Genomic DNA, 12,903 nt, shown 5'->3' with positions numbered 1-12,903 from the left:
CGGGCCGCGGCGCCTGCCTCAGAGCGCGTAGCCGAACTGCTGGCGGAACTGCTCGGCGAACTGCGCGTAGTCGAAGCGCTGGTTCTGGGTGCCCGGGTGCTCGACTTTCAGCGCGCCCATCAGGTTGCCGATGCGGCCGATGGTGAGCCAGTCGTAGCCCTTCTCGATGCCGAAGATCAGCCCGGCGCGGAACGCATCGCCGCAGCCGGTCGGGTCGGTGATGCGGCGCTCGTGCGCCGGCGCGACGTCCCAGGTCTTGCCCTCGGCATGGATCACCGCGCCCTTCGGTCCGCGCGTGGTGATGTAGGCCTTGACCTTGCCGGCGATGGTCTTCTCGTCCCAGCCGGTGCGCTCCTGCAGCAGGTTGGACTCGTAGTCGTTGACGGTGACGTAGTCGGCCTGCTCGATGAAGGCGCGCAGTTCGTCGCCGTTGAACAGCGGCATCGCCTGGCCCGGATCGAAGATGAAGGGGATGCCGGCCTCGGCGAACTCGGCGGCGTTCTGGATCATGCCTTCGTAACCGTCCGGGCTGACGATGCCGATGGTGATGCCGGGCACGTCGCGCACGTGGTTCTCGTAGCTGCGCATCATCGCGCCGGGATGGAACGCGGTGATCTGGTTGTTGTCCAAATCGGTGGTGATGAAGGCCTGCGGGGTGAACAGCTCCGGGATCTCGCGGACCTGGGTCAGCGGGATCTCCAGCTCATCGAAGTACTCGCGGTACGGGCCGAAGTCCTGGCCGACGGTCGCCATCGGCACCGGGTCGCCGCCGAGCAGCTTGAGGTTGTAGGCGATGTTGCCGGCGCAGCCACCGAACTCGCGGCGCATCCGCGGCACCAGGAACGAGACGTTCAGGATGTGCACCTTGTCCGGCAGGATGTGGTTCTTGAACTGGTCCTGGAACACCATGATGGTGTCGTAGGCCAAGGATCCGCAGATCAGGGCAGGCATCGGTGGTCACACTCCGGGTGGGCCGGGCGGGATGGCCTGGCGGGTCTGGTTCGGGGAATCCTGGGGCAGGACGCGCGTCGCCGGGGCGCACGCAGGCGCTAGGTTAGCCGCTGCCCCGGGCCGGGGCCAGCCGGGGGCGGTCGCGGTCCATTCGCCGCACGGGTCGTGACGGGCGTCGCACGTGGCCGCAGGGGGCGTCGAAAAGGCCGTATGCCAAGCCATTCCGCCTTGCCCGGGGGTGGGGCGGTTGCTACGCTAGCCGATCGCTCCCGGCACCCCTCCAGACGGCCCATTCGACGATGTTCAAGAAGTTTCGTGGCATGTTCTCCAACGACCTGTCCATCGACCTGGGCACGGCCAACACGCTGATCTACGTGCGCGGGCAGGGCATCGTCCTGAATGAACCATCGGTGGTCGCGGTGCGCCAGGACCGGATCATCGGCGGCAACCGCTCGGTCGCCGCGGTTGGCGCGGAGGCCAAGCAGATGCTCGGCCGCACCCCCGGCCACATCACCACGATCCGGCCGATGAAGGACGGCGTCATCGCCGACTTCACCTACACCGAGGAGATGCTCAAGCATTTCATCCGCAAGGTGCACAAGTCTCGCTTCCTGCGGCCGAGCCCGCGGGTGCTGGTGTGCGTGCCGTGCGGTTCGACCCAGGTCGAGCGCCGCGCGATCAAGGAATCGGCCGAGGAGGCCGGCGCCCGCGAGGTGTACCTGATCGAGGAGCCGATGGCCGCGGCGATCGGCGCCGGCATGCCGGTGACCGAGGCGCGCGGCTCGATGGTGGTCGACATCGGCGGTGGCACCACCGAGGTCGCGGTGATCGCGCTCAACGGCATCGTCTACTCCGCGTCGGTGCGGATTGGCGGCGACCGCTTCGACGAGTCGATCATCGGCTACGTGCGGCGCACCTACGGGACCCTGATCGGCGAGGCCACGGCCGAGCGGATCAAGCTCGAGATCGGTTGCGCCTATCCGCAGGACGAGCAGCGCTCGATCGAAATCTCCGGCCGCAACCTCGCCGAAGGCGTGCCGAAGATGATCACCCTGCATTCCAACGAGGTGCTCGACGCGCTGCGCGAGCCGCTGGCAGGCATCGTCACCGCGATCCGCCTGGCGCTGGAGCAGACCCCGCCGGAGCTGTGCGCCGACGTCGCCGAGCGCGGCATCGTGCTGACCGGCGGTGGCGCGCTGCTGTGCGACCTCGACCGCCTGATCAGCGAGGAGACCGGGCTGCACGTGCAGGTCGCCGACGATCCGTTGACCTGCGTGGCCCGGGGTGGTGGCCGTGCGCTGGAGCTGGTCGACATGCACGGCAATGAATTCTTCGCGCCGGAGTGACCGGCTGTCGGGGATCGGCCATCCATGGCCGACCCCGACACCCCGGACAGGAAGCGTGGTTCTTGTCCGGGGCCGCAATCGGCCCACGGCCGCCTGCGTTGGCCCATCCATGGGCCAATAAACCCCGCTTCGATGACTCCTTCAAGCCGCCAACGACTGACCTGCTGACGTGCCTTCCTACGCCGGTCCCACCACGCCCAACCGAGGCGGCGATGTCGCCGGGACCCTGCGCCTGCTGGCCTACCTGGCCCTGGCGGTGGTGCTGATCGTGCTCGACCACCGCGGCGGCTGGCTCGACCAGGCTCGCAAGCAGGCTTCGCTGCTGGTGCAGCCGCTGTGGATGGTCGCCGGCTGGCCGGGCCGGATCGCCGAGACCCTGTACGACGACGCCGGCACGCTCAGCCAGCTGACCGAAGAGAACGAGCGCCTGCGCAACGAGTTGCTGGTCAACAGCGCCCGGATCGCACGGCTGCAGACCCTCGATGCCGACAACGCACGCCTGCGCGCGCTGCTTGGTGCCGCCCGTCGCGGCAACCTCGACGTGCAACTGGCGCCGATCCTGGATGTCGACCTCGACCCGACCCGCCAGCGGCTGGTGCTCGATGCCGGCGCCAACGATGGCGTGCAGGTCGGCCAGAGCGTGATCGACGCCGGCGGCGTGGTCGGCCAGGTCATCGAGGTCACGCCGATGCATGCCACCGTGCTGCTGCTGACCGACCCGTCGCACGCGGTGCCGGTCGCGGTCGCGCGCAGCGGGGTGCGGCTGGTCGCGTATGGCGACGGCCGCAGCGACGTATTGCGGTTGCCGAGCATCCCGTTGTCGAGCGACATCCAGGTCGGCGACCGGATCGTCACCTCGGGCCTGGGCGGGCGGTTCCCGGCCGGCTTCCCGATTGGCACGATCATCTCGCTGCGACCCGACGACAGTCGCGCATTCCTGCTTGGCGAGGTGCGCCCGGCCGCGCAGCTCGACCGTGGTCGCGACGTACTGTTGCTGCGCACGCTGCCGGCGCGGCCGCCGGTCGGCAGTCCAGATGCAGTGTCAATCGAAGATCCGGCGAACCCGACTCCCGCCAGCCCGCCTCCCGGAGCCGGCCGATGACCCGCCAGCGCCCGTCGTGGCTGATGCCGCTCAGCGTGATCCTCGCGCTGGTGCTCGGCCTGTTGCCGCTGCCCCCCGAACTGCAGCCGCTGCGCCCGTACTGGCTGGCGCTGGTGGTGGCGTACTGGGTGATCGAGGACCCCGACCGGATCGGCCTGGGCTTCGCCTTCATCGTCGGCCTGGTCGCCGACCTCGCGTTCGGCAGCCTGCTCGGCGAGCAGGCGCTGCGGCTGGTGGTGATGGCCTTCATCCTGCAGCGGTTCCGCGCACGCCTGCGGTTTTTCCCGATGTCGCAGCAGGCGCTCGCCATCGGCGGCCTGCTGCTGAACGACCGCATCGTGGTCGCCGCGATCCACGTCGCCCTCGGCATCCCGTCGCTGCTGCCGATAGCCTGGCTGGCGCCGCTGCTCGGCATGTTGCTGTGGGCGCCGGTGTTCCTGCTGCTGGACGCGCTGCGCCTGGGCCACTGGCGGAGGCGCTGAGTGGTCCGCCGACCACGCCGCCTGCTGAAGAACACCGCCGCGGAAGCCGACCAGTTCCGTCGCCGCGCGCTGCTGGCATTCGCCGGCGTGGTGCTGGCGCTCGGCGGCCTGTCGCTGTGGTACTTCCGGCTGCAGGTCTGGCAGTACGACGACTACGCGCTGCGCTCGGAGCAGAACCGGGTCAAGCTGCGGCCGGTGGTGCCGGGGCGTGGGCTGGTCTACGACCGCAAGGGCCGGATCCTGGCCGACAACGTGCCAGCGTTCCGGCTCGAGGTGACCCCCAACGAGGCCGGCGACCCGAAGGACTGGCTGCCCTCGCTGGGCCGGCTGGTCGAGCTGTCGCCGGAGGACGTCGCCGAGTTCCAGGAGACCCGCAAGGTCACCCGCGGCTTCAAGCCGATCCCGCTGAAGATGCGCCTGACGCCGGACGAGGTCGCTCGGTTCGCGGTCGACCGCTGGCGTTACCCCGGCGTCGAGGTGGTGTCCTACCTCAACCGGCGCTACCTGTACGGATCGCTCTTCGCCCACGTGATCGGCTACGTCGGCCGGGTCGATGCCGGCGATGTCGAGGAGATGGGCGAGGACATCGCCAACTTCAGCCATACCGGCAAGACCGGGCTGGAACGTTCCTACGAGCAGGCGCTGCGCGGCAAGATCGGTTTCGAACGGGTCGAGACCAACGTCGATGGTCGGCCGCTGGGCGTGGTCGGGCGGGTGCCGGCGACCCCGGGCGCGGACCTGCGGCTGTCGATCGACCTCGACCTGCAGCGCGCGATCGTGGCCGCGTTCGGCGACGCCGACGGTTCGGCGGTCGCGATCGACCCGAAGACCGGGCAGGTGCTGGCGATGGTCAGCAAGCCGTCGTACGACGCCAACCTGTTCGTCAACGGCATCTCGCACAAGGACTACAACGCGCTGCTCAACGACCCGTCGCGGCCGCTGTACAACCGCAACGTGCTCGGCGGTGGCCCGCCGGGGTCCACCGTCAAGCCGATGGTCGGGCTGGCCGGGCTCGACAGTGGCCTGCGCGATGCCGATGACAAGACCCTGTCGACCGGCGAGTTCTTCATCCCCGGGCAGCGCCGCGGCTATCGCGATTCGCACCGCGGCGGCCACGGTTGGGTCGACCTGCGCCAGTCGATCGCGCAGTCGGTCAATACCTACTATTACAAGCTCGCCATGGACATGGGCATCGAGAGCTTCGCGAAGTACATGCACCGCTATGGCTTCGGCGAGAAGACCGGTATCGACCTGCTCGGCGAGAACACCGGCGTGGTGCCGTCGCGCGACTACAAGCGCTCGATCAGCACCGAGCCGTTCTACCCCGGCGAGACCGTGATCGCCGGCATCGGCCAGGGCTACTGGATCGCCACCGCGCTGCAGCTGGTGCGTGCGACCGCGGCGATCGCCAACCGTGGCGACATGCATGAACTGCGATTGGTCGACGCCCGCCGCGACGGCTACCGCGAGCCATGGCACGAGCTGCCCGCAACCGCGAGCACGCTCATCAGCGACAACCCGGGGCACCTGCGAGCGGTGCACGAGGGCATGGTGATGACCGTCAACGGACCGCGCGGGACGGCCCGTGCGATCGGGGTCGGTGCGCCCTACACGGTCGCCGGCAAGACCGGTACCGCGCAGCGCTCCAGCCGCAAGGGCAACATCAGCCACGACCCGCATTCGCTGCCGTACCACCTGCGACACACCGCGCTGTTCGTCGGCTACGCCCCGGCCGAGGACCCGACCATCGCGGTCGCGGTGGTGGTCGAGCATGGCGGCTATGGCGGCAGCGCCGCGGCCCCGGTGGCGCGCGCGGCCTTCGACGCGTGGCTGCTGGGCAAGATGCCGGAAGGGGTCGAGGACGTGGCCTTGGCCGCGCCGCCGGCGGCGACGCGGCCCGGCGCGGAGGCACCGGCCGATGCGCCGGACGAGGCCAGGACCGAAGCCACGACGCCGGAGCCAGCCCAATGAAGACCATACTGCGCTGGCTGTTCGACCTGCTGTCGCGCTTCATGCGCACGCTCGACCTGCCGCTGCTCGGCGCGCTGGCGGCGTTGATGGGGATCGGGCTGGCCGTGCTCTACAGCGCGGGCGGCCAGTCGGTGTCGCTGGTGGTGGCCCAGGGCGCGCGCTTCGGCGTCGGACTGGCGGCGATGTGGGGGTTGTCGCGGTTGCCGCCGAACCAGCTGCGCAACTGGAGCCCGTTGATCTACGGCGCCTCGCTGCTGCCATTGCTGCTGGTGCTGGTGCCGGGCATCGGCCAGGGCCGCCATGGCGCCCACTGGATCAACCTCGGGGTGTTCTATTTCCAGCCTTCGGAGCTGCTCAAGCTGAGCCTGCCGATGATGGTGGCCTGGTACCTCAACCGCCAGCCGCTGCCGCCGCGATTGTCGACCGTGCTGGTGGCCGGCGCGGTGATCGGTCTGCCGACCGGCCTGATCCTGCTGCAGCCGGATTTCGGCACGGCGATGCTGGTCGGCATCAGTGGCGCGTTCGTGCTGTACCTGGCCGGGTTGTCGTGGTGGTGGTTCGGCGCGGCCTTCGCCGGCGTGGCCGCTGCCGCCCCGGCGGCCTGGTTCTGGATGCTGCGCGACTACCAGAAGGACCGCATCCTGACCTTCCTGGACCCCGAGTCCGACCCGCTCGGCGCCGGCTGGAACATCATCCAGAGCAAGATCGCGATTGGCGGCGGCGGGCTGACCGGCAAGGGCTGGGGCGAGGGCACCCAGGCCCACCTGAACTACATCCCGGAGCACACCACCGACTTCATCTTCGCCGTGCTCAGCGAGGAATTCGGCTGGGTCGGCGTGGTGGTGACGCTGGCGCTGTACCTGTTCGTGGTTGGCCGCTGTTTGTGGATCGCCGCCGATGCGCGCGATGGCTATTCGCGGCTGGTCGCCGGCGCGCTGGGCCTGGCGTTCTGCGTCTACGTGGTGGTCAACGGCGGCATGATCGCCGGCCTGCTGCCGGTGGTCGGGGTGCCGATGCCGCTGCTGAGTTACGGCGGCACCTCGGCGGTATCGCTGCTGGCGGGGCTGGGCGTGGTGATGGCGGTGAGGGCGCACCGGCCGGTGCATGGGCATTAGCCGGACACCATGCGTGAGCGGCGGGCCGGGAGCCGGCCTGATCGACAATGCAACCTGACTCGCGGGTCGCCGGTTGCACTCACGCGGTTTTGACGCCCGCGGACAAGTGCTAACCTCGTCCAGATGACGATCCGACGCCTTGTAAGCCGCGCCCTGGTTTGTGCGCTCCCGCTCGCGCTGGTGGCCTGCGCCACGCAGACCCCGCCACCGCCGACCCCGCAGCCCGAGGCGCCTGCGCCCACCGAGCCGGCGCCCGCGCCGACCCCGCCGCCGGTGTCGACCGCCGAGCCGATCGAGCAGGCCAAGGCCGAATTCGTGCGCACCACCGCGGCGCGCTACGAGGTCGAGCCCGCCACCATCGAGTCGGTGCTGGCGCAGGCCGAGATCCGCGACAGCATCATCAGCGCGATGACCCGCCCGGCCGAGGCCAAGCCGTGGAGCGCGTACCGCCCGATTTTCATCACCCAGGCCCGGATCGATGCCGGCCAGGCCTTCCTCGCCGAGCACCGTGACGCGTTGGCCAGGGTCGAGGCCGACACCGGGGTGCCGGCGGAGATCATTGTCTCGATCATCGGGGTCGAGACCAGTTACGGCGGCAACATGGGCAGCTACCCGGTGGTCGACGCGCTGTACACGCTCGCGTTCGCCTACCCGCGCACCAACGAGCCCGACAAGATCGCCCGCGAGAACCAGCGCGAGGCGTTCTTCCGCGACGAGCTGGCGCAGCTGTTCGCGCTCGGCAAGGAAAACGGTTTCGACATCACCACGCTCAAGGGCAGCTACGCCGGGGCGATGGGCTGGGGCCAGTTCATGCCGTCGAGCTATCGCGACTACGCGGTCGATGGCGATGGCGACGGCAAGGTCGACCTGTTCAGCAATCTCGACGACGTGTTCGCCTCGGTCGCCAACTACTTCGTCAAGAAGGGCGGCTGGGTGCGCGGTGCGCCGGTGACCGTGCGCGCGACCGCCGGCGCGGATGCGCAGGATTTCCTGCCCGACAGCCTGGAGCCGCGCTACACGCTCGAGCAACTGGCCGCACGTGGTTTCCGACCGGCGACCCCGGTTCCGGGCGTGGACAAGGCGACCCTGGTCAACCTCGACGGCGTCGGCGGCAAGGAGTACTGGATCGGCTTCCAGAACTTCTACGCGATCACCCGCTACAACAACTCGCGCCACTATGCGATGGCGGTTTACCAACTGGCCGAGGCGATCGACGGCCGCACCGCCGCCGCGACGGCGGACCAACCGGGCGCATGAATCGACGGCTGGCCGCGCCACTGGTCTGCGGGCTGCTGCTGGGGCTCGCGGGTTGCGCCGGCTCCCCGCCCAAATCGACACCCGCACCCGCGGGTGAGACCGCCAGGGCCGGAAGCGATGCCCGCAAGGTCTCGCCGTACGCTCCCGCGAAAGAAGACCCGTCCAAGCGCGGCAACTACACCGCCGGCGGCCTGTATGCGCCCGGCGTCGCCGATGCCGCGCCCGACGTGGCGATCGATGTCTCGCTGATCCCCGAGCCGGAGGTCGTCGCCGAGCCGCGCTCGCGCTACGGCAACCGGTCCACCTACAGCGTGCTGGGCAAGAAGTACCACGTGCTCGACGACGCCGAGGGCTATGTCGAAGAAGGTCTCGCGTCGTACTACGGGACCAAGTTCCATGGCCGCAAGACCTCCAACATGGAGGTCTACGACATGTACGCGTTCACCGCCGCGCACAAGACGCTGCCGCTGCCGAGCTACGCCCAGGTCACCAACCTCGACAACGGCACGTCGGTGGTGGTTCGCGTCAACGACCGCGGGCCGTTCCACAAGGGCCGGATCATCGACCTCAGCTATGCCGCCGCGATCAAGCTCGGGATCACCCATGCAGGCACGGGCCGGGTCGAGGTGCGTGCACTGCTGCCGGGCGAGGGCAACGCGACCTACGCCGACAAGCGTGGTGCCGACAAACCCGAGGTCCAGCCGGCCACTGCCCCGGTCGCGCCATCCAGCATGGACAAGCTGGTCGCCGCCCTTCCGGTGTCCGCGGCCGGCGCACTGCAGTTGCCGCCCGGCGTGCGTATCGCCACCGGCAAGCCTGCCGCGGTTGGGCGGAACCCCGCGTCGAGCCCGCCGGCCGCTTCCACGTCGGTGGCGACCGCCGACGATGTAACCCTGCAGGTCGCGAGCTTCTCCGCGCGCGGCAATGCCGACCGTGCGTTGGCGATGCTGCGCGACGCCGGCATCGACCGGGCACAATTGCAGGGCGCGACCTCCAACGGCCAGCAGGTCTGGCGCCTGCGGGTCGGCCCGCTGGACGCAGGGACCGCGTCGACCCTGACCCATCGCATCGCCGGCCTCGGCTTCGGCGTGCCGCAGCGCGTACGCGAATGAGCCGCTGCCCCACCCTTTCGATATCACCCTGACAGACGCCGGCCACGCGCCCGCCCCGGAGTAGTTGAACAATGAAAGTCCCCGCTGTCCTTCGTGCGATTGGCCTGGCCGCGCTGGCCACCTTCGCGGTCGGCCTCGCCACTGCCCAGACCCCGGTGCCGCTGCCCAAGCCGGGCGCGCAGGCCCCCGCCAGCGATGCGCTGCCGGTACCGCCGCCGCCGGAGACCGAGGCCGCGGCATGGATCGTGATGGACGCCGCCAGCGGCAACGTGCTGGCCGGCGAGAACATCGACCAGCCGCTCGAACCAGCCAGCATCACCAAGGTCATGACCAGCTACGTGATCGCCGCCGAGATGGCTGGCGGCAAGATCAGCGAGGACGACCCGGTGATGATGACCGAGCACGCCTGGCGCACCGGCGGTGCCGGCACCGATGGCAGCTACTCGGGCTTCGAGGTCAACAAGACCGCGCCGCTGGTGCAGATGGAGAAGGGCATGGTGGTGCAGTCCGGCAACGACGCCGCGATCGCGCTGGCCCAGCACGTCGCCGGCAGCGTCGATGCGTTCGCCGCGCTGATGAACCAGTACGCCGCCCGCATCGGCATGAAGAACAGCCACTTCGTCAATCCGACCGGACTGCCGGCCGAGGGCCACGTGTCGACCGCGCGCGACCTCGCCCTGCTCGGCCGCGCGCTGATCCACAACTTCCCGAAGGCCTACTCCTACAACAAGATCAAGGAGTTCACGGTCGGTCCGATCACCCAGCCCAACCGCAACGTGTTGCTGTGGCGCGACAAGAGTGTCGACGGCATCAAGACCGGCCATACGTCCGGGGCCGGCTATTGCCTGATGGCCTCGGCCCAGCGCGGCGACCAGCGCCTGATCACGGTGGTGTTGGGGTCGGGCTCCGAGAAGCAGCGCGCCGACCAGAGCCAGGCCCTGCTCAACTGGGGCTTCCGCTTCTACGAGACCCACAAGCTGTACGACGCGGGCAAGCAGATCGCCGAGCAGAAAGTCTGGAAGGGCGCGGCCGACCTGGTCCAGCTCGGCGTCGCCGAACCGCTGCTGGTCACCGTCCCGCGTGGCCGCTACGAGCGCCTGAAGCCGATGATGGACGTGCCCAGGACCTTGGTCGCGCCGATCCAGAAGGGCCAGGAGATCGGCATGGTCAAGGTCATGCTCGACGACAAGGTGGTCGCCCAGCGCCCGCTGGTCGCGCTCGACGCGGTCGAGGAGGGCGGATTCTTCAAGCGCCTGTGGGACGAGTTCTGGATGTGGTGGGAGTCGGTCTGACCGGTTCGACCTGAGCGGCTTGGGTTGGCCGGGTAGCGGACCCATAATTGCTCGATGGAAATCAAATCCGACAACCCAGAACACGGCTTCCAGTTCCCCGGCGAGTTCCAGCTCAGCGCCATGGGGCCAGCCGGGATTGGCCTTGAGAACGAGCTTTCGCAGCGGCTGATCGACGCCGGGATCGACGTCAAGACCGAGTCGGTCGAGTGGAAGCATTCGTCCAACGGCAAGTACGTGTCGGTGCGGATCGCGTTCCGCGCCGACAGCCGTGAACAGTACGACCTCGCCCACCAGGCGTTGCGCGACCATCCGGAAGTGAAGTGGACGCTGTAGCGGCTTGCCCTCACCCCAGTCCTCTCCCGCAGGCGGGAGAGGGAGCCAAGAAGCCCGCACGGTTGCGCGATCTCGGCCGCCAGCCGTACGAGCCGGTCTGGCGCGCGATGCAGGCCTTCACCGACGCCCGCGACGAAGCCACGCCCGACGAGCTGTGGCTGGTCGAGCACGACCCGGTGTTCACCCTCGGCCAGGCCGGCAAGCCCGAACACGTGCTGGCGCCCGGCGATATCCCGGTGATCCACGTCGACCGTGGCGGCCAAGTGACCTACCACGGCCCCGGCCAGATCGTGCTGTACCCGCTGCTCGACCTGCGCCGGCTCAAGCTCGGCGTGCGCGAGTACGTGTGCCGGATCGAGCAGGCGATCATCGACACCCTCGGCGACTGGAACATCGAGGCGGTCCGCCGCGAAGGCGCGCCCGGGGTCTACGTCGCCGGCGCCAAGATCGCCGCGCTCGGCATCCGCGTGCGCCGCGGCTGCACCTTCCACGGCCTGGCCTTCAACATCGCCATGGACCTGTCGCCGTTCCTGCGTATCAACCCCTGTGGCTACGAGGGGTTGCGGGTGACCTCGATGGTAGACTTGGGCGGCCCCTCCGGGCTTGAAGCGGTCAAGACAGCGCTGGTCGCACACGTGGCCGCGCAGTTCGGCCTGACGGTCGAAAACGCGCCGCCGCCGGCCTTGCCGCAGCCCTGATCCCTCCCTCCGCGTCCTTCCGCAAAGCCCCGCCATGACCGATACCGCCACCAAGACCATCCCGCTCGCGGTCGTGAGCGGCGATGCGCCCGCTTCGTTGCAGCCCGGCGCGAAGCAGGTCGCCGGCGACAAGATCAGCCGCTCGCCGGTGCAGTTCGCCGACGCCCCGGTGCTGCGCAAGCCGTCGTGGATCCGGGTCCGCATTCCGTCCGGCAACGCCGTCGCCCGGCTCAAGGAAAAGCTGCGCGAGAACCGGCTGGTCACGGTCTGCGAGGAAGCCAGCTGCCCCAACATCCACGAGTGCTTCACCCACGGCACCGCGACCTTCATGATCCTCGGCGAGGTCTGCACGCGCCGCTGCAGCTTCTGCGACGTCGCCCACGGCCGGCCCAAGCCGCCGGACCCGGCCGAGCCGCTGCACCTGGCGCAGACGGTCAAGGACATGGGCCTGAAGTACGTGGTGGTGACCTCGGTCGACCGCGACGACCTGCGCGATGGCGGCGCCGGCCACTTCGTCGACTGCATCAAGGCGATCCGCGAATTCAGCCCGCGCACCAAGATCGAGATCCTGACCCCGGACTTCCGTGGCAAGGGCCGGATGGAGCGCGCGCTGGAAATCCTCGCCAACAGCCCGCCGGACGTGTTCAACCACAACCTCGAAACCGTGCCGCACCTGTACCGCAACGTCCGTCCCGGCGCCGACTACCAGTGGTCGCTGACCCTGCTGCAGAAGTTCAAGGCGCAGCACCCGGAGGTGGCGACCAAGTCCGGGATCATGCTCGGCCTGGGCGAGACCATGGAACAGGTGCAGGAGACGCTGCGCGACCTGCGCGCGCACGATGTCGACATGATCACCATCGGCCAGTACCTGCAGCCCAGCGCCCACCACCACCCGGTGATGCGCTACTGGACCCCGGAGGAATACAAGGAGCTGGAACTGTTCGGCATGGCGCTGGGCTTCAGCCACGTCGCCTCCGGCCCGCTGGTGCGCTCTTCGTACCACGCCGACCGTTCCGCGATCGAAGCCGGTTACGCCACCGCCTGAGGCACCCGCGTTGACCGTCTTGGCGCGGTCTTCGCGTCGTGCATGGTGTGATGGGGACGCGTTCATCGGCGGGAAAATGCCCGCTGGTCGACGCGCCAGCTGAACCGCAACCCGCGTGATGCCGCCAGACCGTGCCGGTTTGTGAGCTGTCGACGTGACAGCCACCGCAACTTTCGGCACTGTCGGGTGGTCCCAGCGT

12 protein-coding genes are annotated in these 12,903 nt (G+C 69.2%); 11 read left to right on the top strand and 1 reads right to left on the bottom strand.

The genetic code is table 11. The annotated features are described in order from the left end of the window. Nucleotides 1-18 precede the first annotated feature (18 nt). Entirely contained in the window at nucleotides 19-951 is a 933-nt protein-coding gene (locus ACT9F5_RS07660) for a PfkB family carbohydrate kinase (RefSeq protein ID WP_445119288.1), read from the bottom strand. Nucleotides 952-1,250: 299 nt separating this feature from the next. On the opposite strand from ACT9F5_RS07660, the gene ACT9F5_RS07655 reads away from it, so the two are divergent. The 11 genes from ACT9F5_RS07655 (at nucleotide 1,251) to lipA (ending at nucleotide 12,704) form a co-directional block, all read left to right on the top strand. After that, nucleotides 1,251-2,297, top strand: coding sequence for a rod shape-determining protein MreB (locus ACT9F5_RS07655; protein WP_445119287.1), 1,047 nt, complete (start codon nucleotides 1,251-1,253; stop codon nucleotides 2,295-2,297). Between the two features lie 169 nt (nucleotides 2,298-2,466). Next, entirely contained in the window at nucleotides 2,467-3,399 is a 933-nt protein-coding gene (mreC, locus tag ACT9F5_RS07650) for a rod shape-determining protein MreC (protein ID WP_445119286.1), read from the top strand. Further along, nucleotides 3,396-3,881: a rod shape-determining protein MreD gene (gene mreD / locus ACT9F5_RS07645; protein WP_445119285.1), complete on the top strand. Its 486-nt coding sequence runs from the start codon at nucleotides 3,396-3,398 to the stop codon at nucleotides 3,879-3,881. Before mreC ends, mreD begins: the two co-directional genes overlap by 4 nt. Then, nucleotides 3,882-5,852 carry a penicillin-binding protein 2 gene (gene mrdA / locus ACT9F5_RS07640; protein ID WP_445119284.1) on the top strand — a complete coding sequence of 657 codons (1,971 nt, stop codon included), beginning with the start codon at nucleotides 3,882-3,884 and terminating at the stop codon, nucleotides 5,850-5,852. Continuing rightward, entirely contained in the window at nucleotides 5,849-6,967 is a 1,119-nt protein-coding gene (gene rodA, locus ACT9F5_RS07635; RefSeq protein WP_445119283.1) for a rod shape-determining protein RodA, read from the top strand. Before mrdA ends, rodA begins: the two co-directional genes overlap by 4 nt. Before the next feature lie 123 nt (nucleotides 6,968-7,090). Beyond that, entirely contained in the window at nucleotides 7,091-8,224 is a 1,134-nt protein-coding gene (mltB, locus tag ACT9F5_RS07630) for a lytic murein transglycosylase B (protein WP_445119282.1), read from the top strand. After that, nucleotides 8,221-9,336: a septal ring lytic transglycosylase RlpA family protein gene (locus tag ACT9F5_RS07625; RefSeq protein WP_445119281.1), complete on the top strand. Its 1,116-nt coding sequence runs from the start codon at nucleotides 8,221-8,223 to the stop codon at nucleotides 9,334-9,336. The genes mltB and ACT9F5_RS07625 overlap by 4 nt, the downstream gene beginning before the upstream one ends. Before the next feature lie 71 nt (nucleotides 9,337-9,407). After that, on the top strand, nucleotides 9,408-10,628 hold the full coding sequence (locus ACT9F5_RS07620; RefSeq protein ID WP_445119280.1) for a serine hydrolase: 1,221 nt from the start codon (nucleotides 9,408-9,410) through the stop codon (nucleotides 10,626-10,628). A gap of 54 nt (nucleotides 10,629-10,682) precedes the next feature. Further along, a complete protein-coding gene (locus ACT9F5_RS07615) occupies nucleotides 10,683-10,961 on the top strand; it encodes a DUF493 family protein (RefSeq protein WP_445119279.1) in 279 nt (92 codons plus the stop codon). Continuing rightward, the gene (lipB, locus tag ACT9F5_RS07610) at nucleotides 10,949-11,659 is read left to right on the top strand and encodes a lipoyl(octanoyl) transferase LipB (RefSeq protein WP_445119278.1); all 711 of its coding nucleotides are present in this window, start codon (nucleotides 10,949-10,951) and stop codon (nucleotides 11,657-11,659) included. Before ACT9F5_RS07615 ends, lipB begins: the two co-directional genes overlap by 13 nt. Before the next feature lie 34 nt (nucleotides 11,660-11,693). Then, nucleotides 11,694-12,704: a lipoyl synthase gene (gene lipA, locus ACT9F5_RS07605; protein WP_445119277.1), complete on the top strand. Its 1,011-nt coding sequence runs from the start codon at nucleotides 11,694-11,696 to the stop codon at nucleotides 12,702-12,704. Nucleotides 12,705-12,903 lie beyond the last annotated feature (199 nt).

Source organism: Lysobacter sp. F6437 (assembly GCF_052547215.1).
The sequence above is the reverse complement of the archived record's forward strand: the minus strand, read 5'-3'. Positions and strand labels throughout refer to the sequence as shown.